This window comes from Sorangium sp. So ce128, from assembly GCF_051525245.1.
Classification (GTDB): Bacteria; Myxococcota_A; Polyangia; order Polyangiales; family Polyangiaceae; genus Sorangium; species Sorangium cellulosum_B.
In genome coordinates this window covers 10,890,960-10,912,059 of record NZ_CP150313.1, presented here as the reverse complement: position 1 = coordinate 10,912,059, position 21,100 = coordinate 10,890,960, and the positions used below count along the sequence as shown (strand labels likewise).

Annotated in this window: 15 protein-coding genes; 8 read left to right on the top strand and 7 right to left on the bottom strand. The window is 71.2% G+C overall.

Features of this window, described 5'->3' with window-relative positions; translation table 11 throughout:
* Window positions 1-18 precede the first annotated feature (18 nt).
* The 3 genes from WME82_RS41360 to WME82_RS41350 all read right to left on the bottom strand — a co-directional run bounded on the left by WME82_RS41360 (window position 19) and on the right by WME82_RS41350 (window position 7,344).
* The gene (locus WME82_RS41360; protein ID WP_438039802.1) at window positions 19-5,457 is read right to left on the bottom strand and encodes an AAA family ATPase; all 5,439 of its coding nucleotides are present in this window, start codon (window positions 5,455-5,457) and stop codon (window positions 19-21) included.
* 154 nt (window positions 5,458-5,611) lie between these two features.
* Complete coding sequence (locus WME82_RS41355; protein ID WP_437742044.1) at window positions 5,612-6,706, bottom strand: type VI secretion system protein; 1,095 nt, start codon at window positions 6,704-6,706, stop codon at window positions 5,612-5,614.
* Window positions 6,703-7,344, bottom strand: coding sequence for a DotU family type IV/VI secretion system protein (locus WME82_RS41350; protein WP_437742043.1), 642 nt, complete (start codon window positions 7,342-7,344; stop codon window positions 6,703-6,705). The genes WME82_RS41355 and WME82_RS41350 overlap by 4 nt, the downstream gene beginning before the upstream one ends.
* Before the next feature lie 250 nt (window positions 7,345-7,594).
* On the opposite strand from WME82_RS41350, the gene eno reads away from it, so the two are divergent.
* The gene (gene eno / locus WME82_RS41345) at window positions 7,595-8,890 is read left to right on the top strand and encodes a phosphopyruvate hydratase (protein ID WP_437295560.1); all 1,296 of its coding nucleotides are present in this window, start codon (window positions 7,595-7,597) and stop codon (window positions 8,888-8,890) included.
* A 192-nt stretch (window positions 8,891-9,082) separates the two neighbouring features.
* Here the strand turns inward: eno and WME82_RS41340 are convergent, their stop codons facing one another.
* Window positions 9,083-9,457 (bottom strand): RNA recognition motif domain-containing protein, encoded by a 375-nt coding sequence (locus WME82_RS41340; protein WP_437325517.1) that lies wholly within the window; start codon window positions 9,455-9,457, stop codon window positions 9,083-9,085.
* Window positions 9,458-9,907: 450 nt separating this feature from the next.
* On the opposite strand from WME82_RS41340, the gene WME82_RS41335 reads away from it, so the two are divergent.
* On the top strand, window positions 9,908-11,869 hold the full coding sequence (locus WME82_RS41335; RefSeq protein ID WP_438039801.1) for a hypothetical protein: 1,962 nt from the start codon (window positions 9,908-9,910) through the stop codon (window positions 11,867-11,869).
* A gap of 40 nt (window positions 11,870-11,909) precedes the next feature.
* Here WME82_RS41335 and WME82_RS41330 read toward each other — a convergent pair whose 3' ends face one another.
* Complete coding sequence (locus WME82_RS41330) at window positions 11,910-13,034, bottom strand: S8 family serine peptidase (RefSeq protein ID WP_438039800.1); 1,125 nt, start codon at window positions 13,032-13,034, stop codon at window positions 11,910-11,912.
* 220 nt (window positions 13,035-13,254) lie between these two features.
* Window positions 13,255-14,127: a metallophosphoesterase gene (locus tag WME82_RS41325; protein WP_438039799.1), complete on the bottom strand. Its 873-nt coding sequence runs from the start codon at window positions 14,125-14,127 to the stop codon at window positions 13,255-13,257.
* 161 nt (window positions 14,128-14,288) lie between these two features.
* Between WME82_RS41325 and WME82_RS41320 the strand changes: the two genes are divergently transcribed.
* The 3 genes from WME82_RS41320 (at window position 14,289) to WME82_RS41310 (ending at window position 15,181) form a co-directional block, all read left to right on the top strand.
* Window positions 14,289-14,621: a hypothetical protein gene (locus tag WME82_RS41320; RefSeq protein ID WP_438039798.1), complete on the top strand. Its 333-nt coding sequence runs from the start codon at window positions 14,289-14,291 to the stop codon at window positions 14,619-14,621.
* A 72-nt stretch (window positions 14,622-14,693) separates the two neighbouring features.
* A complete protein-coding gene (locus tag WME82_RS41315; protein ID WP_437742039.1) occupies window positions 14,694-14,927 on the top strand; it encodes a hypothetical protein in 234 nt (77 codons plus the stop codon).
* 11 nt (window positions 14,928-14,938) lie between these two features.
* Entirely contained in the window at window positions 14,939-15,181 is a 243-nt protein-coding gene (locus WME82_RS41310) for a hypothetical protein (RefSeq protein ID WP_437853752.1), read from the top strand.
* Between the two features lie 88 nt (window positions 15,182-15,269).
* On the opposite strand, the gene WME82_RS41305 is transcribed toward WME82_RS41310, so the two are convergent.
* Window positions 15,270-16,163 carry a fibro-slime domain-containing protein gene (locus tag WME82_RS41305; RefSeq protein WP_438039797.1) on the bottom strand — a complete coding sequence of 298 codons (894 nt, stop codon included), beginning with the start codon at window positions 16,161-16,163 and terminating at the stop codon, window positions 15,270-15,272.
* 522 nt (window positions 16,164-16,685) lie between these two features.
* On the opposite strand from WME82_RS41305, the gene WME82_RS41300 reads away from it, so the two are divergent.
* The 3 genes from WME82_RS41300 to WME82_RS41290 all read left to right on the top strand — a co-directional run bounded on the left by WME82_RS41300 (window position 16,686) and on the right by WME82_RS41290 (window position 20,901).
* Complete coding sequence (locus WME82_RS41300; RefSeq protein ID WP_438039796.1) at window positions 16,686-18,233, top strand: YncE family protein; 1,548 nt, start codon at window positions 16,686-16,688, stop codon at window positions 18,231-18,233.
* Window positions 18,230-19,645, top strand: coding sequence for a hypothetical protein (locus tag WME82_RS41295; protein WP_438039795.1), 1,416 nt, complete (start codon window positions 18,230-18,232; stop codon window positions 19,643-19,645). The genes WME82_RS41300 and WME82_RS41295 overlap by 4 nt, the downstream gene beginning before the upstream one ends.
* Before the next feature lie 314 nt (window positions 19,646-19,959).
* On the top strand, window positions 19,960-20,901 hold the full coding sequence (locus WME82_RS41290) for a hypothetical protein (RefSeq protein WP_438039794.1): 942 nt from the start codon (window positions 19,960-19,962) through the stop codon (window positions 20,899-20,901).
* Window positions 20,902-21,100: the final 199 nt, after the last annotated feature.

Sequence of the window (21,100 nt, the reverse complement as noted above, 5' to 3'; positions counted from 1 at the left end):
CGCCTCCTGGGACCGGGTTCATCCTACGCCCACGCGCTCGAGGGGCAGGTCCATCACGCAACGTACGCCGCCAGGCAGGTAGTCGAGGCGCACCTCCGTGGCGAGCTGGCGCCCGAGATCGCGCTCGATCAGGCGTGAGCCGAAGCCCTTGCGGCGCGGCGGCCGGACAGGCGGCCCGTCCGTCTCCTGCCATTCCAGGTGGAGCAGGCGCTCGTGCGCCTGGGTGATCACGTCCCATGTGACCGCGACGTGGCCGGACGGCTGCGATAACGCTCCGTACTTGGCCGCGTTGCTCGCCAGCTCGTGAAAGACCATGCCGAGCGTCACCGCCGCCTCCGGGCGGAGGCGCACGTCCTGGCCGACCATGCGGACGCGCTCGGCGTCGCCGCTGGCGTGCGGCGCCAGCTCGGAGCGGACGACGTCGTGGAGGTCGGCGCCCTGCCACGCGGTCTGGTTCAGGAGGTTGTGGGTCTGGGACAGGGCGAGCAACCGGGCCAGGAAGGCGCTCGTGAAGGCCTTGGGCGAGTCCGCCATGCGGAGCGTCTGCACGGCGATCGCCTGGACGATCGCCAGCGTGTTCTTCACCCGATGGTTCAGCTCGTTCATCAGGAGCTTCTGGCGCTCCTCCGCCTGCTTGCGCTCGGTCACGTCGAGGACGAACGCCACCCCCTGGCTCTCCGACCCCTCGAACCGCGCGCCGCCGATCACCACCGGGACGCGGCCGCCGTCCTTTCGGAAATACTCCTTCTCCAGCGGCCTGAATTCACCTGTCATGCGGACATGTTCGAGCGTCCGCTGGGTCGTCTCCTTGAACTCCGGCGGCGTGAGATCTGCCCAGCGGATGTTCCCCGAGGTCAGATCTTCACGGCTGTAGCCGAGCATGCACAGGAGCGCGTCGTTCGCGTCGATGACCCTGCCGTCGAGGTCCCAGACGGCGATCCCGATGATGTTGGAGTCCACCAGGCGCCGGATGCGCGCCTCTCTCTCCCGCAGCGCCAGCTCCGCCCGCCTGCGCTCGCCGTTCTCTTGCTGGAGCTGGGTGTAGAGGCGCGCGTTCTCCAGCGAGATGGCGGACTGGGAGGCCAGGAGCTCCAGCACCTCGATCCGATCCGCGGTGAAGGCGCGCGGGGTCAGGTTGTTCTCCAGGTAGAGCACGCCGACCAGCGTGCCCTGCTTCACCAGGGGGAGGCAGAGCACGGAGCGGGGGCGCCGCCCGCGCACGTAGGCGTCTTCCGAGTACAGGTTAGGCACGGCGGCGTCGTCCAGGATCACGCTCTCTCGCGTGCGGATGACGTACTGGAGGATGGCGGTGGGGAGATCGCTCGAGGTGACGGGCGTCTGGCGAAGGGTGACCTCGACCCGGCCGCGCCGGGTGACGACCTCGGCCTCGACGTCGTGCGCGGCGTGCGAGGCGCTGGACGCGCGGATCAGCAGCCCCCGCTCGGCGCCCGCGTGCTCGACCGCGATCGTCAGCAGGGCCTCGATCACCCGGTCGAGGTTCAGCTCGCCAGACACCGCCTGCGAGGCCCTGAGCATGGTCATGAAGTCGAGCCCCGGGCGAGCGCCGCGACCCACGGCGGCGCCGCGGACGTCGGCGCCTCCGTCCCGCGCGAGGTCGGTCCGCCTGCGCAGCGCCTCCGGCCCGAGCGCGTGAGGAAAGTCCCTCTCGAGGCGCAGCATCGGCCGCACGGCGCCCCAGCGCGCATAGAGCCTGTGCGCCTCGGTCATGTAGGCGCGCGCGACGAACGCCCTGCCCAGGTCGAGGTAGTGTCGAGCGCAGAGCTCGTTGGCCAGCGCCTCGTCGTGCAGGAAATGGCCCTCCCGCGCGGCCGCGATCCCCTGGTCGTAGAGGGCGCCCGCGCCCTCTCGCCGCTCGCTCCGGGCGACCTCGGCCTTCAGGATCAAGCTGCGGTGGCGGTGGCTCTCCGGGCCGAGCGCCGCCCACGACTCCACCTTGCGCGCGCAGTCCCCGAGCCTCGCGAGGTACGCCGCCCTGAGCGCGGGGGCGGCGGCGCACGCGGCCCGTGAGAACGAAAGCCCGCCGTAGAAATGATAACAAGGGCTCGCGTGCCACGCGGCGAGCATGCCGAGGCTGGCCGGATCGGTCGAGCCCCAGATCTCGGCCACCTCCTCGTACGCGCCCTGGAACACGCCGGCGTGGACCTTGAAGACGTTCACGAAGTAGAGCGACGCCCGGTTGTCGATGCTGCGGGCGGCCTCGGTGACCGCGTCGATGTCGACCCACGCCCCGCGCTTCCAGTCGCCCTCGTCCGGCGTGCTCAGGTATTCGCAGAGCTGCCCGACGGCCCCGACGATCCACGTGATCGCGTTGAACTTGTCGAGCTTGCAGAGCGGCAGATACAGCGTCGCCTCCTCGATGACGTCGTGGAGGTGCTCCCCCCGGAGGAGGCCGTTCATGCTCGCGTTGCACGCATTGTAGAAGGCCCAGATGTACTGCCCCGTCTCCATGCCGGCGTGGACGCCCTTGCGCAGGGACGCCTTCGAGCTCTCGTAGGTATCCATCCAGTGCTGGACCCACGCTCCCCACATGTTGCACAGCATGGACTCGGACTTCGCGTCCGGGTGGCGCTCGTTCAGGCGGACCGCCGCCCGGCCGAACTCGTACCCCTTCTCGATGTCGAGCCCGGCGCACAGGAGCGTCCCGAAGTTCACGTAGGCGTAGATCGAGTTCCTCGAGATGCCATGGGTCAGCGAGTTCTGGAGCGCCTTCATCACCGTGATGCCGAAGTTGTTCGTGCCGAGCTGGTAGGTCGGCGAGAACATCTCCTGGAGCACGTCCTGCAGGGCGGCGATCTCGGGATCGTCGAGCGCGGGCAGATCGACGAGCGACGCGATCGGGCGGTCGCCGATCATCGCGATCGTCCGCTCCATCTCGGCCATGAGCGCGTCGTCGTCCGGATAAGGCGGCAGGTGGATGTCGTACGCCCCGAGCGCGGCGAGCCCCTCTTCCATGGCGGCGGGCAGGTCGTTCTTCAGGATCTCCACGTTCATCTTCAGGCGGCGCACCTCCGTCTTGTGGAGGCGCCCCACCGCTCTTTCGAAGGTCCCCGAGAGGGTGGAGAGCGCGTCGTCGTGGCGTCCGCAGAGCGACTCCAGGAGCCCCTTCTTCGTGTGGTAGGTGAAGGTCAGCTCGTACCTGGAGGTCCACGCGTCTCCGGGCAGCATGGATATGCCATGTTCCAGGTACCCGAGGGCCGCGGTGAAGGCCGACGACTCCTGGGCGCGCCCGGCCGCCTGGAGGTTGAGCCTGGCCGATTCCATGCGCTCTTCCGGCGCGCGGATCAGACCGCCGGCGCTGTTCAGGTGATTGACGACGTCGAACAGATCGCGCCCCTCGTCGGAGCGCGGCTTGCCGAGCAGGAGCTTCCCGATCCGGTAGTGAAACGCCGGCCTGTCTCCCTCCGGGATCAGCGAGTACGCGGCCTCCTGGATCTTGTCGTGCGCGAATCGAACCTGCTCGTCCGCGCTCACGATCAGGCCCTCGGCGAGGGCGTGGTCGAGGCTCGCGTACGTCTCGTCGGGGGGCCGCTCGCTGACGGTGTTCAGGACATCCATCTCGAACGTGTTGCCGATCGCCGACGCCAGCCGGAGCACCCGCTGCGTCGCCTGCGGCAGGCGCCGGATGGTCTCCGCCATGAGGCTCAGGACGTTATCGGTGCACTCCAGCCGCTCGATCTGGCGCAGGTCCCAGCGCCAGCCCGCCGGTGGATCGAAGACCAGCGCCTTCGTGTCGTAGAGGTGCCGCATGAACTGCTTCACGAAGAACGGGTTGCCCCCGGTCTTCTTCAGGATCGCGCCCGCGAGCGCCTCTCCGCCGCCTGTCTGCAGGCTGTCGTTGATGAGCTCGATCAGGTGCGCGAGGCCGAGGGGCGCGAGGACGATGTCGCGCGCCTCGAGGCCGCCCTTCGTGAGCTGCTCCAGGGCGACGAGGAAGGGGTGGGTCGGGCTCACCTCGTTGTCGCGGTAAGCGCCGCAGAAGAAGAGCGACTCCACGTCCTCTCTCGCGAGGACGCTCGTGAGCAGGCTCAGGCTGGCCGAGTCCACCCACTGTAGATCGTCGAGGAAGATGGCCAGCGGGTGGGCGTGCCGGGCGAAGACGGACACGAAGTTGTGGAAGTAGAGGATGAAGCGGTTCTGGGCCTCGACCGGGCCGAGCGCGGGGACGGGCGGCTGCTCGCCGATGAGGTGCTTGAGCGACGGGAGGACGTCGCAGATCACCTGTCCATTGGTCCCGAGGGCGCCCAGGATGGCGTCCCGCCACCGCGTGATCCGCTCCTCGCTCTCGGAGAGGAGCTGCCTGACGAGCGTGTCGAACGCGTGGACGATGGCGCTGTAGGGCGTGTCGCGGTTGACCTGATCGTACTTCCCGCTGATGTAGTAGCCCTTCTCGCGCACCAGCGGCTTCAAGATCTCCTGGACCAGCGACGACTTGCCGATGCCCGAATAGCCCGAGACGAGGACGATCGTGCGCTTGCCCCGCAGCACGTCGTCGAACGCGTCGACGAGCTTCCGGATGTCTCCTTCGCGGCCGTAGAGCTTCTGGGGGAGCCGGAAGAGGTCTCTCCTGTCGTGGCGGCCAGGGCTGAACGCTCCTATCTGGCCGCCGCGCTGCCATCGCGCTCGGATCTCCTCCAGATCGGCCCTCAGCCCCTCGGCGCACTGGTAGCGGTCCTCGGCGTTCTTGCTGAGGAGCTTCATCGTGACGGCGGAGAGCGCGTCGGGCACCTCCGGGTCGAGCTCCGAGGGGGCGACGGGCGTCACGGCGATGTGGGCGTGCATCAGCTCGAGGGGGTCGAGCGCCTCGAACGGCCTTCGCCCCGCGAGCATCTCGTAGAGGACGACGCCGAACGAGTACATGTCGGTGCGGTAATCCACGCTCCGGTTCATGCGGCCGGTCTGCTCCGGCGATGTATAGGGGAGCACCTTCGAGAGGACGCGGCGGCAATAGATCTCCTCCTTCTCGCGCGTCACGATGGACTCCACGCCGAAGCCCGTGAGCTTCACCTGACCGTCCTCTCCGAGCAGGATGTTCGGAGGCCTCACGTCGCCATGGATGAGGCCATGGCGATGGATGTCGGCCAGGGCCTCGGCCACGGGGATCAAGACGTCCAGCGACGCGCGGACGCCCAGCTTGCAGGCCGTCCTCGCGGACAGCGGGGCGCCCGGAAAATACTCGGTGACGAGCGCCAGGCCGTCCTCGTGCTCCTCGACGGCGTACACCTTGACGACCCTCGCCGAGTCGACCTGCCGTATCGCGCGGTAGGCGTGCCTGAAGCGCATGATATCGCCGGCGCGGGCGTAATCGGTGTGCAGCACCCTGATCGCCACGTCGATGCCGTCGGCGTCCCGATGGGCTCGATACGTGGTGGAGCCCGGGCCCTCGCCGGTCTTCGCGGTGACGTGATACCCCCTGAGCTGGGCTGCGCCTGGACGCACCGAGCGCGCGCGCCCAGGCTCGACGGAGCGAGCCTCCTGGGCAGCAGGTCGATTCCATGCCTCCGACGAGCCCTGCATCTCGGGGGCGTTTGAGCCCACGAGTTGCCATGTCAACTGGACGGCCGGGGCCGGCGGGGCCGCCCTCGGCGCCCGCTCACATCGCGTAGCGCAGGATGATCTCGGTGAGCCCCGCCGCGAGCAGCAGCAAGAGCCCGCCCACGAAGCAGAGCAGCGTGAACCGGTCGTCCCGCCACCGCTGCCGGAGCGGCACGATGTCCCGCTCCGGCAGCACGACGGCCCTCAGGGTCGCGTGGATCGGCAGCCCCCCCGGCCGCATCGCGACCGCCACGTTCGGCGGCTGCGCCAGCCCCATGTTCATGAACCGCGTCACCCCCGCGCGGAGCCGGTCCCCCATGCCGGGCATCGCGCTGCCGATCGCCACCGCGCGGAGCCACGGCGCCCGCTCGAACGCGTTCGCCATCGCGATCACCCCGAACAGCTGCTGCAGCCGCGGCATCAGCGCCCGCACCTCGGCCAGGTGCTGGAACGCCCGCGTCCGCGCCTCGGGCGCGTCCTCCGAGCTCACCCGCGCAAGGCAAGTCGACTCCAGCCGCGCGTTCAGCCCCTCGAGCTCCTGGAGGATCCGCGGCCCGGCGTGGTCCGGGCTCGTCTCGAGCGGGAGCGTGAAGCCCCACGGCTCCTCGCGCCCGCGCTCGGCGGTCCACTGGAACACCTCGGCGAAGCCCCAGAGCGTGTCGTAGCGCGACAGCACCACGTACGTCGGCACGTCGGCGCGCAGCGCCCGGCCGACCTCGACGAGGTACGCGCGGATGCGGTTCGCGTACGCGTCGAGCCCCTGCTCGTCGAGCTCGACGAACTCCGCGATGCTCAGGACGAGCAGGATGCCGTCGATCGGCTCGCGCTCCCGCGAGCGGCGCAGCTCGTCGCAGAGCCGCGAGAGCTCGGCCGGCTCCCGCCGCGGTCCGAGCACCGACGCCTCCGGCTCGATGAAGAGCGCCTCCTTCGCCAGCCAGTAAGAGCACCGCGCCCCGGGCACGCCGATCGGGAGCTGCCCGCCGCTCACGGGCCACGTCAGGTTCATCGAGCGGATCACCGTGGAGCGGCCCGATCCGGGCTCGCCGAGCACCAGGTAGCAGGGGACCGCGTAGATCCCCTGGTCGTTGCCCAGGTTCGCCTGCTCGACCAGCGTGTGGACGCTCGCCAGCTCGTAAACGAAGGAGCCGCTCATCGGACCCTTTGGGCGATCGTCCACGCGAGCGCGAGCGCGCCGGCGATCGCGACGAGCGACGCCAGCGCCCGCCCGACGAGGACGGACCGCCAGAACGACTGGGTGGGGAGGTGCTGCACCGCGACGCCCTCGACCTGCACCGGCTTGAGCACCCCGCCCTTCCAGTCCCGATCCGGATCCACGCCGAGCTTGAGCGACAGCTCGCGGCGGATCCGCAGCAGCTCGTCGGTGTTCTGCCCCGGCAGCCCGTAGCGCCCGCGGAAGCCGAGCCCGAGCACGCACGCGTACGTCGCCATGACCGGGAGCGGGCCCTTCCGGACGCGCTCCAGCCGCTCGAAGAACTCGACGCCCGCGTTGTTGGTCGTCCACCGCGACGCCTGGAGCGGGCGCTGCGCCCAGACCGGCCGCAGGTCCGGCAGCGACATCGCGAACTCGTCCGCGCACGCGGCGATCGCGAACATCCCGTCGTCGACCGACGCGATCGGCATCCCCTGCGCGAGCCTGGACCCCTTCAGCTCCTCGAGCAGCAGGTTCGCCTGCCGCAGCACGTGATCGGCCGGCGGCCGCCGCGGGGACTGGCGGAGCATGCAGAGCCAGAGGAGCATCTCCTCACCGAAGACGCCGATGGACGTTTCCACGCGGGCGCGAGCTTACGCCAGGCGCGCACCGACCGTCGACCCGGGCGCGCGTCCACCTTGCGCGCCGCGCGTAGGTCGACGGGCGGTCCGCGTCGGTCCGCGTCGGTCCGCGCCGGATCCCGCGCCGCGCGCCGCGGGTGCACCGGAGCGTCGACATCCGGGGGGGGCCGTGCCTATGCTCCGGCCGCTTCTCGAGCCCCCTTCGAGAGCAGCCGGGGTCGCGCGAAGGCGATCCCCTTGAGGAGAGGTCATGTCGGAGATCCAGAGCGTCATCGCGCGCGAAGTCATCGATTCGCGCGGCAACCCCACCGTCGAAGCCGAGGTCACCACGCTGAGCGGCACGGGCCGCGCGGCCGTGCCGAGCGGCGCGTCGACCGGCGAGCACGAGGCCGTCGAACTCAGGGACGGCGACAAGAAGCGCTTCCTCGGCAAGGGCGTGCTCACCGCGGTGAAGAACATCGAGACCGTCCTCGGTCCGGCCGTCCTCGGGATGGATGCGCTCGACCAGGCCGAGCTCGACAAGGTGCTCATCCAGGCCGACGGCTCCCCCAACAAGTCGAAGCTCGGCGCCAACGCCATCCTCGCCGTCTCGATGGCCGCCGCCCGCGCCGCCGCGGACACGGTCGACCTGCCGCTCTGGCGCTACCTCGGCGGCGCCGCGGCGCGCGTCCTTCCGACGCCGCTCATGAACATCCTGAACGGCGGCGTGCACGCCGACAACGGCCTCGAGATCCAGGAGTTCATGATCGTCCCCTACGGCGCCGAGTCGTTCGCCGAGGCGCTGCGCACGGGCACCGAGATCTTCCACACCCTGAGGGGCCTGCTCAAGAAGGACGGCATGGTCACGGCCGTCGGCGACGAGGGCGGCTTCGCCCCGCGCCTCCCGTCGAACCGGGCGGCGCTCGAGTACGTCGTGCGCGCCATCGAGGCCGCCGGCCACCGCCCGGGCGAGGACGTCGGCGTCGCGCTCGACTCGGCGCTCAGCGAGTTCTACGACGCGAAGACCGAGCGGTACACCTTCGACAAGCAGCAGAAGACCCGCGAGGAGATCGTCGCCATCTACGACGAGCTCGCCAAGGCGTTCCCGATCGTGTCCATCGAGGATGGCGTCGCCGAGAACGACGAGAAGGGCTGGCGCCTGCTCACGGAGCGGCTCGGCAAGAAGGTCCAGCTCGTCGGCGACGATCTCTTCGTGACGAACCCCGCGCGCCTCGCGAAGGGCATCGAGGACGGCCTCGCCAACGCCATCCTCATCAAGCTGAACCAGATCGGCACGGTCACCGAGACGCTCGAGTGCATCCGCCAGGCGGCCGAGGGCGGCTACCGGTCGATCATCTCGCACCGCTCGGGCGAGACCGAGGACACGTTCATCGCCGACCTCGCGGTCGCGACGAACGCGGGCCAGATCAAGACCGGCTCCGCGTCCCGCTCGGATCGCGTCGCGAAGTACAACCAGCTGCTCCGGATCTCCTACGCGCTCGGCGACGGCCAGGTCTTCGCCGGCCGCGCGCCGTTCCGCCGCCCCGGGGCGAAGCGCTCCAGCTAACTCTGTTCTACCCGGCCAGGAGTCCGGCCATCGCTGGCCGGGCTCCTGCGCGGGTCGCCGCGCCTTCGCGCTGGCGTTTCTTGCTTTATTTCCTGGGGGATCCCCCTGCGCTCCGCGCCCCGGCGCCCGTGGTCGAGGCGGCGAGAAGCCCCGCGCGGCGCTGACCGCGCCGTCGGGGTCGATCTTGCAGCGCTACCAGCGGTCGCGCCCGCCGCCGCCGCGGCCACCGCCGCGCCCGCCGCCGCCACCTCCACGGCCGCCGCCGCCGCCACCCCCGCGGAAGCCGCCACCGCCGCCGCCGCCGCCGCCGGGGCCGCCGGTGCGCTCGCGCGCCTCGTTGACCGTCAGGGTACGGCCGTCGAGGTCCTTGCCGTGCAGCGCGTTGATGGCCGCCTGCGCCTGGGCATCGCTCACCTCGACGAACCCGAACCCGCGCGACTGCCCGGTCATCCTGTCTGTCATCAACTGAATCGAGAGTACCTCGACGCCGGCCCCTTCGAACGCGGTGCGCAGGCTGTCTTCCGTCGAATGGAACGCCAGGTTCCCCACATAAAGCCGCTTGCTCATGTCTGCCGCCAATCCCGTTGCACGATCCCCGCTTCCCTCGCGAACGGCCCGGATCGTGCCGCGGGCCGCACGCGAAAACGCTCCCCGACGACCGGCCGTCACCCCACGTTCGGACGAGGCAACCACGTTGCAGCAGGCGGCCGGATCAGAGGTCGAGGACGAACGAGCCTTGAGGCGCTCCGGAAGCTACCGGCCGGCGGCGGGGTACGCAAGGTATTCCCCCAGGCTGGCCGCGTCTGCCTGTTGATGACCGCGGTCGCGTCGGCCGGCGGGCGACGGCGCGCACCCACCTCGGATGCAGCGCGCGCCTCGCGCCGCGATGCTCCGTGCGATGTGGACGAACAGGGCTCCGGGCCCTCTTCCAACCGTTCGCGCTCGAAGGCCCGGCGAGCCGGCCGCCGGACCGGCGTGGTACCTTGCCTGTCCGGAGCTCGACCTGGAGGTCAGATCATGAGGCCACGCGTGTTCTCGGCGGGGGCGGGCCCGCGCACGGTGAATCGAGGGGCGCTCCTCCTCGCCCTGGCGACGGCGATCGCGGCCTCCGCGGCGGCGTGCTCCTCGGGCGACGGCGCCGGCGCGCCCTCGGGCGGGGCGCAGGGCGGCGGCGGCTCCTCGGGCAGCGGCGCGGTGGAGGGGCTCGTCTCGCTGCGCGTCGAGCCGGGCGCCGCCTCGGTCGCGCTCGCCTACGGCGAGTCCGCCGCCGTGCAGCTCGCGGCGATCGGCCGCTTCCAGGACGGCTCCGAGCGCGACGTCACGGCGCAGGTCAGCTGGGGGACCAGCGACCTCTTCGCCCGCGTGGACGCCGGCGAGCTCACGACCGCCTCGCCCGGCCGCGTCCGGGTGATCGCCGCCGACGGGCCCCTCACGGCGAGCGCCGACGTCACCGTGAAGCTCGCCGGCACGCTCGCGCTGCCCGGCGCGCCCGAGGCGGCGAGCGCCGCGTTCGACGGCGCGCCCGAGGCGGCGAGCGCTCCTGCGATCGCCTATCCCCTCGACGGCGCGCTCTTCCCGTCGAACATCGGCGAGGTCGAGCTCCACGTGCGCAAGGGCAGCGCCGGGCAGCGCGTCGGCCAGATCGAAATCGCTGGTGATTTCATCGATCTGAGGCTGGTTTTCGCCTGCGAGCCGCTGCCGGACGAAGGCGGGTGCGCGATGGCGCTCCCCGCGGAGCTGGTCCCGATGCTCGTGCGCACGAGCGAGGGCGAGGTGATGGAGACGCGCGTCCGCCTCGCCGCCGAGGACGGGGCCGAGCTCGGGGAGAGCGCGGCCATCGACGTCCGGTGGGCGAGCGCGGCGCTCTCCGGCGGCCTGTACTACTGGCGCACCGACGGGACCACGCTCCAGTCGGCCGCCATCTACCGCTACGATCTCGACGACGCGGCGAGCCCGCCCGAGCTGTTCTGGGAGAACGAGCAGTCGCCGCCGCTGGCGAACGGGCAGGAGATGCCCTGCATGGGCTGCCACTCCCTCGCGCAGGCCGGCGACAAGATGGCGCTCACCTTCGGCGGCAGCGGCCCCTCCTCGTTCGCGCTGGTGGACGTCGCGACCGCGGACATCATCGCCCTCCGCAACACCGACGCCGCCGGATTCGCCACGATGACCACGTTCTCGCCGGACGGCGAGCTCATGGTCAACGCCTTTCGCGGCGCGCTCACGCTCCGCCGCGCCGACGAGACGCTCGAGGCGCTCGGCGATCTGTTCGCGCCGACGACCGACGAGGGCGAGCGGCTGACGCAGCCGTTCTGGTCGCCGGACGGCAAGCACCTCGCCTTCGTCGCGTGGCAGCCGGGGGAGAACGGCGCGGGCGACGAGCTCTACGGCGATACGGTCCGGGGCGCGCAGATCCTGATCGCGGGCTCGGACGGGGCGGGCGCGTTCGAGGCGCCGCGGGCCCTCGTGCCGCGCGCGCAGGACAGGAGCCATTACTATCCTGCCATCTCGGACGACGGCGCCTTCGTGGTGTTCAACACGTCGCGCTGCGACGGGCCGCCCGGCAACGGGCCTTACGGCAACGACCCGTGCGACACCTATGACGACAACTCCGCGCGACTCCAGATCATCCCGGTCGAGGGGGGCGCGCCCGTCGATCTCGCGCGCGCGAACGGCGATGACACCTGGGCGAACTCGTGGCCGCGCTTCGGGCCGAGCCACGACACCTACCGTGGCAAGAACCTGTACTGGATCGCGTTCTCGTCGCGGCGCCCCTACGGCCTGCGCCTCGCCGGGTCGAGCGACGGGACGACCACGCCGCAGCTCTGGTTCGCGGCCGTGACGCTCGCGCCGGGCGGGGCGCAGGGCGGCGACCCGAGCTTCGCGCCGGTGTGGATGCCCCGGCAGAACGACGACATGGCCCATCCGACGGGCAACCACATCCCGCAATGGGCCGAGAAGGCGCTCCCCGTGCCGCAGTGAGCGAGGCGGGTCAGGCGCTCGCGCTCGCCGGGCCTCCCGCTCAGGCGGCGCGCGCGGCGGCCACCGCGGCGCGGGGCTGCACGACGCCGAAGCCCTGGCGCTCCGGCGCGATGCCGGGCAGCCCGCGCGCGGTCTTCATCAGGATGCGCCGGCATTGCTGCGGGGAGAGGCGCGGGTTCGCCTCGAGCATCTGCGCCACGACGCTGCTCACGATCGGCGCGGCGAAGCTCGTCCCGTCCACGTGTTTGTAATGGCCGGAGATCACCTTCTGGTCGCGCAGCTTGGCCGCCGCGAGCTGGCGGACGAGGTACGGCTCGCGGCCGGCGATGGCGTCGAGGTCCGGATCGACGCACGCGTGCTCGACGAGCAGCCCGGGCAGCTCCTCGTCCCGGGCGCGGTCGAGCAGCGAGAGGAGCTGCGCCTGCGCCGCGGTCGGCGTCCCGGGCAGGATGGGCGCCGCCAGCCAGATCGCCGGCGCGATGATCTCCGGCTTCTGCAGCCCGTCGAGGGTGAGGCCGTGCGAAGAGTGGTAGTTCCACGTCTGCTCTCCTGCGCCGCCGTCGTCGAGCCCCCCGACGGCGATGACGCTCGGCGCGCTGGCCGGCGGCAGGACGCGGTGCCCCGGGTCGTGCCCTGCGTTGCCCGCGGCGGCCACGACCACGATGCCGTGCCGGGTCGCGTCGTCGGCGGCGCGCGACAGGCTCCCGGTCAGGTACGACTCCTCGTAATCGCCTCCGCAGGAGATGTTGAGCACACGGATCCCGTGCTGCTCGCGGTGCGCGATCACCCATTCGATGCCCCGCCGGATGTCGTCGTGGACGATGCGGTGGGCGAAGCCGACCTTGACCAGCACGAGGTTCGCCTCCCAGGCGAGGCCGCGGAAGCGCCCGTCGGAGAGCGCGCCGTTCCCGGCGGCGACCACCGAGGTCATCATGCCGTGCCACGACGAGGCGTCCCCGTGCTCGAGCGCCGAGGGGCCCGCCTCGGGCGCGAAGAGGTCGTGGTAGGCGAGGACGCGGTTCCGGGGTGTGGTGAGGTCCGGGTGGGCGTAAAAGCCGGCGTCGAGGAAGGCGATGGTGACGCCGCGGCCGGCGTAGCCGGGGTCCGCGTGGAGCCGGTCCGCGATCGGCAGGATGCGCCGGGGGTCGAGGTCGCTTGGAGGCATGGGCGGGGCACTATTCCACCGTTTCGCCGCCCGGGCTCGCATGAACTCCGCGCGAGCCCGCTCGCTCGTCCGACTGGCACGCTGGAGCCTTCGGTCCAGAGGGGATAGACAAAGCTTTTTACGCGATATGCCTTCGTCCTGGAGAAGTGACGCTCCGTTGACATGGTGCGCGCACATGTCGGGGCGGAGCGCCGGGCTCTGCTCGTGAGCAAAGCGAGCTTCACACGAGCTCCACGATCGAGCCGTCGGCGCGTGCCTCGAACACCCCGAGCGCGTCCTCGCCGGTGTCGATGTGGCCCATCGCGGCGAAGGCGCTCGGGCCGATCCGCGAGCGGTGCCGCCAGTGCATGTGGCCCGCGACCACGAGCTTGGGCCGCAGCGAATCGACGACCAGCCGCGCGAGCTCACTGCCGACCTGCTCGGGGCGGTGCGCGCGGCGCATGCCCGCGAGCTCCGCTTCCTGCTCGGGTTCGATCGCTCCGCGCGGCCACTCGTGCAACACGAGGATGTCGCAGCTGCCGTAGCTCGCGGCCTTCATCACCTCGTCTTCGGTGTAGTAAGCGAAGAGCTTCTTCTTCTGACTTTTGATCTCGCGCAGCGGCGGCCGCCATGCGAGCGCGCCTTCCGAGTAGATGCCGCTCAGGCCCACCACCCTGAGGCCCGCGACCTCGACGCGACCGACGCGGCCGAGGTAGTAGCAGTTCGGCGCGAGCTCGCCGCCTTTGGGGAACTGATCGAGGAACCCGTAGGGCTCGTGGTTGCCGCCGATGAAGTAGATCGGCCACTCGAAGCTCGCCATGCCCTGGTCGAAGGCCCAGAAATCACCGAGATCCCGGTACTTCTGCGGGAGCGAGGCCGTGGCCAGATCGTCCTCGTGGCGGTGTGGCTCGAAGTCACCGACCTGCAACACGAAATCGATGTGACGGCGATGGCGGTGCTCCCAGGCGTCGAGCAGCTCGACCATGGAGTGCATGGCGCCATGCACGTCGCCAACGACGGCAACGATGGTGGAAGATGTCATGCTCGTTCGCGTATTGTACAGGAACGCGGGTTCAACGGCTGTGTCCTCGCCGGGGCCGATGTTCCGGATCATGGGGCTGCTGGAGCAGCGGCGGGACGACACGGAGGCGCAGGAGCAGGCCGAATGGCGGCCTGGCGGCGCCAGGAGCGGCGCCGAGCGACCGCGGGAAGGGGCGCCGGACTCCTGGCGCGCGGCGCTGGACGGGCCCGCGCTGCTCCGGCAGGCTCGGGCGCATGAGGTCGTTCATCGCGACGATGGTGTATGAGCTCCACCCGGACACGCCCCCGGAAGCGAGGAAGCTCCTGCGGGCGCACCTCGTCGGCAGGCGCTGGCAGGACAGGCACGATGGCGCGGCGATGCCGTCGACCGCGGTCTGGATCCGCCGCTCCGCCGAGGACCACGAGACGACCGACGACCTGCACGCCGCGTGCGCGCGCGACCTCGGCGACGCGGTGGCCGCCGTGGCGCGGGCGGGGCGGCCGATCCAGGTGCTGCGCGCGTGGATCCAGGTGAGCGGCGCGGGGACCTACGGGCTCGTCACGGTGCCGAGGCCGGCGGACAGCTGAGCGCGCGCGGCGGAAAGCCGCGCCCTGTCGTGGCGCTTCGGATAGGCTTGGATGGCTCGAAGGGAGGCTTGGATGGCTCGAAGGCTGGGGATTGGCGCGGCGCTGCTCTCGCTGGTCGCGCTCGCGGGTGGCTGCGGGGGGCTCTCGACGGAGGAGGCGCAGCAGCGCTGTGCCCAGCTGCGCGACGCGGTGCCGTCCTGCTCCACCGACGAGAGCCACGAGGCGTGCGTGAGCTGCTACGAGGAGTGCGGCGACGCCTGCGAGCCGTCGGGGGCGTGCCCGCAGACGTTCACCTGCGCAGAATGAGAGGGAGCTGCATGAGCAAGGACAGGAAGAGCTCGCTGTTCGTCGCCGCCCTCGTCGCGGTCGCGGGCGCCGTGTCCGGCTGCGGCGGCTACGACGCGGAGAAGGCGAGGGAGGTGTGCGCCGAGCACGTCGGCGAGGTCACCTCGCCCGAGCGGGCCGCCTCGTACGCCGACTGCATGGACTGTTTCCAGGAGTGCGGTTCGCGCTGCGCCGTGCTCGAGAGCGCTCCGCCGCAGTTCGCCTGCTCTGACTGATCGCCGCGCGCGCGAGCGTCGCAGGGAGGGGGCACCCCGACGAGGCGCTACGGGAGGGCCAGGCGCGCGGCCTCGCCCGCCGCCGGCGTCAGTTGACCTGGATGCCGCAGTTCAGGAACTCGATCGAGGTGTCGATCCGGAAGTGAGAGTCGGTCACGTGGCGCTCGGCGAAGAAGAAGTCGAGCTGATACGTCTGCCCGATCTCGAGCCCGAGCTCGTCGAGGTCGACGACCTCGAGCTGCTCGGCGTGGATGCCCCCGAGGTCGACCACCTTCTTCCCGTTGATGTACGTGAAGACGTCGTCGTCGCCGGCGAACGTGAACTGTTCGCCGCCCTTGTACTGGAAGCCCATGTGCATCTCGAAGGTGAAATGGTAGTTGTGCGGCCGCCCCTCGTTGCCGAACAGCGCCTCATCGACCGGGAAGAACTCCCGGTTGTTGTACGTCCACACGCCGTCGCCTTCGGGGTCCTCGAACTGCAGCGTGAGGTTCATCGGCATGTTCACGCCCTCGGTGTCGCGGAACCACACGTCGAAGTTCTCCTTGCCGGTCGTGGTCGTGGTGCCCTCGGCCCCGCCGGCATAGACGGGCTTCAGGTCCTCTCCGAGGGTGTCCGTGACGATCATGTGATCGTCGCAGTTGATGCACTTGCCCTCGTCCTGCGGCTCCATGTCGGGGTGCGCCTCCTGGAAGTCGCGCACCCGGCCGGTGAACTTGCCGTCGCACGACTTGCCGGTCTCCTGGTCCTCCCCGGGGTTCCCGCCGACACCGCTGCTGCTGACGGTGGGATCGACCGAGCCGAAGCTGTCATCGTAGCCGCCCGTCCCGCTGGGCCCAGCGGTGGTCCCGCCGGGCCCGCCTGCGCCCTGCCCCTGCGATGACGCGTCTCCTCCGCTGCTGCTGTTCCCCTGATTCTCCGCGCTACAACCGCCCAGCACACCCACAAGCGCAAGCGCCGCCACGCACCCAGCCGTCTTTTTCATCGCCAACCTCGTGTTAAGATGCCGTCCCAAGACCCCGCCGGTAAATTAGCATGATGGTGTCCTCCCGGCGTGCTGACGTGGCGCGTTATCTTGTGGAATTGCACCCGGCAAATGTGCCTATTCTTTTGATGGGGCTGGGATTTTCTTCTGATGGTGTTCGCTCGGCGAGTCATGGCCGCAAGCGCGCCGGGCGCAGGGAGCACGTCAATTCGGTGATATCGACGCTTCGGCCACCCGGCGGCCGCCGGCCGACTCCCGAGCTGACGCCCAGCGGCCGACTGCCGAGCTGACGGCCACAACCATGTTCCCCTCTGCTGCGCCGGCGGCCCTCGCCCCGCCGCGCGAGGCATCTTTCGTGGCGGTGCGATCTCCTGCCACGTCGTTTCGTCCACGGCGCGGGCCGCTCGTGGCTTGGGCCACGTCGCCGGGGCCGCTGCGCCGGCACGAAAGGCTCGACTTCCGGGCACGCTCGGGTTACGCGAGGTCCGCTCGTCACGGACACGGAAGAGACGCAGGTGCGCAGTGGACCACGAGACGCGGAGCGATACCGAGCCCGGCTCCAGCGCCGCTGAGGCGCGGGAGGCTCTCCACGCCGCCGAGGCGAGCCCGGTGCCTGTCCCGTGGACGGAGCCGCCGCCCCGGCGATCGACCGGCGCCGGCGAGGCGACCTGTCCTGTCTGCCTCGAGCGCATCGCCGCCGGGGTCGCCCTCTGCCCCGAGTGCGGGGAGCCGGCCGACGCGCCCAGGCGGACGGCGACGGCGCCTTCGATCCCCGATGCCCCCAAGGACGCGAGCTGGCTCTCCCTCCACTGGCGCCCGCTCGTCACGATCGGCGCGATCCTGGGGCTCATCAGCACCGGCGGCGCGCTCCGTTACCTGGCGCCCCACCGGTTCGCGCCGTCCCGGGCCGCGTCGCCGGTCGCGCCCCCGGCCCCGGTGTGCGGGGCGCCGTGCTGGAGCGGCGAGTCATGCCAGCTCGGCCGCTGCGTCTGGCAGCGCCCGAACGACGTCGGCCACCTGGCCGACACGCACGCGCCCTCGATCGCCGGCCCCTTCTCGCTCCCCAAGGACGCGCTCGACGCGCTCCCGCTCGACCGTGACCGCTTCGTGGTCGCGCTGTCCGCCGGCCTGGAGGTGCGCAGCTCCCGGACCGGCCAGGCGCTGAGCCTCGTCTCCGAGGCGCCCCACGTCCGGCGCCTGCACCGCGTGGGCGACGTCGTCTACGCGACCGCGCCCTCGCGCATCTACGTGATCGACGCCGCCACGACGCGGCTGCTCAAGACGATCGAGCTCGGCGAGGCCGTGGGCGACATCCAGGTAGGCGCCTCGGGCCGGCGCGCGCTCGCCTCGCTGCCGGCGGCGCACGCGGTGGCGATCCTCGCGACCGAGTACCACGCCGAGATCGAGCGCATCCAGTTCGGCGACGACGCCGTGGGCCCGGTGACCGTGGACGACAGCGGCACCCGCGCGATCACGACGACGGGCCAGCTCCCGCTGCCCGGCAAGGGCGAGCCGTCGGGCGGCGTCGCCTATCCGTTCGACCCGAGCCGGCTCGGCTCGGAGCAGGATCGCGTGCGCACCTCGATGGTGGGCAACCCGGCCAGCGCGCTCATGATCCCCGACGGCTCGGCGGGCTTCGTGGCCCTCCGGGCCGAGAACACCCTGGTGCCGCTCACCTGGCTCCCGTCGGGCGCGGTCCGGCAGGAGGCGCGCATCACGACGTGCCGGGAGCCGGAGCAGATCGCGCTCGTCCGGAGCGACCGGCGCGCGATCGTGCGGTGCAACGAGGGGCGGGCGATCCAGGTCTTCGATCTGTCGAAGCGCGAGCTGCTCCGCGCCGTCACGTTCCCCGGCCGCGCGCTCGACATGGCCGTCGCTCCGGACGGGGCGCAGGCGGTCGTCGCGCTGAGCGGCGACGGGGCGGGCTCGGTGGCCCTGGTCGATCTGAAGAGCTACGCGGCGAAGGTCCACCCGCTCGGCGGCGAGCCGACGCGGGTGCGGCTCGCCCCGGACGGCGGCTCGGCGCTCGCGCTCGGCGATCGCGCCAAGGTCGCATGGGTGCTGCAATGAGCGAGCGTCGCGTCCCGTGCCCGAGCTGCGGCGCGCGGATCGTCGAGGGGGCGCGCAAGTGCCGCGCCTGCAAGGGGTGGCTCGGCGAGCGCCACCGCGGCTCCGTGGGGTCGCTCTCCGGCCGCGAGCCGCGCCTGGCGCGGGCCGCGGTGACCGTGGCGAGCGGCGTCGCGGCCGTGATCATCGCCACCCTGACCAGCCTGAAGTCGCCCGTCGGCGAGGCGCCGCCGCTGACCGCGCTCGCGCCGGAGGGCGCCGCCTCGCGCGCCGCGCCGGACGACGCGCCGGACCCCGCGGCGTTCGGCCCCGACGCCGCCGAGCCCGCGCCGCCCCCGGCGGAGCCGAAGGGCCGCTGGCGCGCCCGCGAGTTCCGGATCGGGGACGTGCACCCGCTCGACGTGGTCTTCAACCCGAGCGGCACGTCGATCTACGTCAGCGCCGACGACGCCTCGCTGCGCGAGTACAAGCTCCAGAGCGGCGAGCTCATCCACAAGGCGTCGATGCCGGCGCAGGGCGACCACATCCGGCTCCTGTTCGACCGCTACGTCGCGGTGCTGCGGCACGAGGACGCCGCGCGGATCCCGGTGATGGACACGACCGCGTGGGATCGCGATCCGGTCCTGCTCGACGTCGGCCGGACGCCGGGCGACATCGTGGCGCTGCCGGACGGCAGGACGGTGGTCGCGGCGACGACGGACACGAAGCGCGTGACGAAGTTCGAGCTGCCGACGGGGGTGCGGCTCGCGAACATCACGCTCCCGCACGCCACGGGGCAGCTGTTCCTCGTGCAGGCCGAGGGGCGCCCCTACATCGCGGCGCTCGGCGCGCTGACGCACGCGGGCCGGCCGGGGGGCGCGTGGATCGACCTGTTCGACCCGAGCGAGTCGCCGTTCGGCGCGACCCGGCGGAGCATCGCGGTCGGGCGCGAGCCGCGCGAGGGCGACATCACGCGGGATGGCGGCGCCGTGTTCTTCCCGGATCGGCTGTCCAACACGGCGATCCTGCTGAGCGTCGCCGGGGTGACCGAGACGAGGAAGACGCCCGTCGGCGTCGGCCCGACCGCGGGCTTCTTGCTCGATGAGGACCGGTACGGCATCACGCTCAACGCCGAGGCGCGGACCGCGAGCGTCATCGACCTGTCGACGATGGAAGTGAAGAGCACGCTCCCGCTCCGCGGGGTGCCGCTGACGGGCGTGACGTCGCCCGACCGGAAGACGCTCTTCGTGGCGCTCGGCGGGACCCAGTGGCCGCCTGTCGGCAGCGGCGTCGCGGTCATCGCGGGCGACCCGCCGAGGGTCGTCGCGTCGCTGCCCACGGGCAAGGGCGCGTGCGCCGTGGCGGTCTCGAAGGACGGCGCGCGGGCGGTGGTCGCGTCGTACTGGGACCGCTCGATCACGGTGCTCGAGCGGTAAGGCCCGGCCGCGGCGGCGGATCGGCGCTCCGCGCATCGCTCGCCCGCGGCTCGTCTCGATGGCCGGCAGGTTTCTCCGAGGTTCCGCGGCGCGCAGGTAACGACATCTCCGGCGAACAGAGGTGTCGAACACGCGCCATCATTTCGTCCCTGTCATCTTTGCGAAACCTCTCTGCGCGGAGAGTGGGAGCAGGCTCAGCAGAGCCGACGGCAGTTCCGAAGGCCGTCTCGTTGCGCTGGCGACGAGGCCACAGCGGTTGTCCTCCAGCCCAACCCCCTGCTCTGCCCATGACCAACAAGCATCCATGTCGTCCGTTGTTCCGTGTGTTCTTCGGCGCGAGCCTCCTTTGTCTGCCTGCGTTTCAGGCGTCGGCTCAGCCCGCGACGGAGCCTGCCGCCGCGGAGCCGCCGGCGGACAAGCCCAAGCCGCCTCCGTATTCGTTGCCGTTTCAGCTCCGTCCGGTGGTCGCCGTGTCCGTCGTGCGCTCCGACACCGCGATCGCCTTCTACAGCGCTCCTTCCGCGAGCTCCTCCGGCTCGACCGTCGCGTCCACGCTGCTCTTCAGCTACAAGGTGACCGACGATCTGGCCCCGCTCGTGCGGCTCGGCGTCGTCTCGAACTCCCCGCCTGCGGGCGACTCGGGCTTCGGGTTCCTGAACCCTGTCGTCGGCGCCACCTACGCGCTGAAGCTCACGCCGGAGCTGCGACTCGCCCTGTTCCTTGGCCTCACGGTGCCCGTGGGCTCCGGCGGCGGCAACACGCCGAGCCCGGAGATGGGCCCCGCGAGGACGGCGGGGATCTACGCCCGCTCGGCGATGGATAACGCGATGTTCGCCGTCAACGACTTCACGGTCTTCCCGGGCGTCGGGTTCGCCTATGTAGCGCACGGCTTCACCGCGCAGATCGAGGCCACGGTGCTCCAGCTCATGCGCGTCCGCGGGGAGGACGTGCAGCCGGACTCGTCGAAGACGAACTTCACCGCCGGCGTGCACCTCGGCTACTTCGTCGTCCCGATGCTGTCGATCGGCGCCGAGCTCCGGCACCAGCGCTGGCTCTCGACGCCGGTCTCCGTGCAGAAGGACGCCTCCCGCGCGACGCGCGAGACGACGACGGTGGCCGTGGGGCCGCGCGGCCACTTCAAGCTGGGAGAGAAGATGTGGTTGCGCCCCGGGGTCGCGTTCGCGATGGGGCTCGATGATCCGATGACGGCGTCAGAGCACAAGATCCTGCAGATCGACGTGCCATTCGCCTTCTAGATTCCCGATCCTGAGCCGACCATCGTTCCAGGCTGGCTCGCCCGTCCGGCGCGACCGGCGGCCCGAGCAGCCGAGCGATCGCTTCGTGAATCCCCTCCTGGGGTCGCCGTCCGTCCAGGGGCGGGCGCAGCGGGGTCCTCGTGGTATCGATAGTGTATCGATACAGGAGGGGTCTGACGATGTCACGATCGCGGGAGCA

What these genes read in the sequence shown, in the direction of transcription:
- WME82_RS41355 (WP_437742044.1), bottom strand. Translation starts at nt 6,706, where the DNA reads ATGAGCGGCTCCTTCGTTTACGAGCTGGCGAGCGTCCACACGCTGGTC.
- eno (WP_437295560.1), top strand. Translation starts at nt 7,595, where the DNA reads ATGTCGGAGATCCAGAGCGTCATCGCGCGCGAAGTCATCGATTCGCGC.
- WME82_RS41340 (WP_437325517.1), bottom strand. Translation starts at nt 9,457, where the DNA reads ATGAGCAAGCGGCTTTATGTGGGGAACCTGGCGTTCCATTCGACGGAA.
- WME82_RS41335 (WP_438039801.1), top strand. Translation starts at nt 9,908, where the DNA reads ATGAGGCCACGCGTGTTCTCGGCGGGGGCGGGCCCGCGCACGGTGAAT.
- WME82_RS41330 (WP_438039800.1), bottom strand. Translation starts at nt 13,034, where the DNA reads ATGCCTCCAAGCGACCTCGACCCCCGGCGCATCCTGCCGATCGCGGAC.
- WME82_RS41325 (WP_438039799.1), bottom strand. Translation starts at nt 14,127, where the DNA reads ATGATCCGGAACATCGGCCCCGGCGAGGACACAGCCGTTGAACCCGCG.
- WME82_RS41320 (WP_438039798.1), top strand. Translation starts at nt 14,289, where the DNA reads ATGAGGTCGTTCATCGCGACGATGGTGTATGAGCTCCACCCGGACACG.
- WME82_RS41315 (WP_437742039.1), top strand. Translation starts at nt 14,694, where the DNA reads ATGGCTCGAAGGCTGGGGATTGGCGCGGCGCTGCTCTCGCTGGTCGCG.
- WME82_RS41310 (WP_437853752.1), top strand. Translation starts at nt 14,939, where the DNA reads ATGAGCAAGGACAGGAAGAGCTCGCTGTTCGTCGCCGCCCTCGTCGCG.
- WME82_RS41305 (WP_438039797.1), bottom strand. Translation starts at nt 16,163, where the DNA reads ATGAAAAAGACGGCTGGGTGCGTGGCGGCGCTTGCGCTTGTGGGTGTG.
- WME82_RS41295 (WP_438039795.1), top strand. Translation starts at nt 18,230, where the DNA reads ATGAGCGAGCGTCGCGTCCCGTGCCCGAGCTGCGGCGCGCGGATCGTC.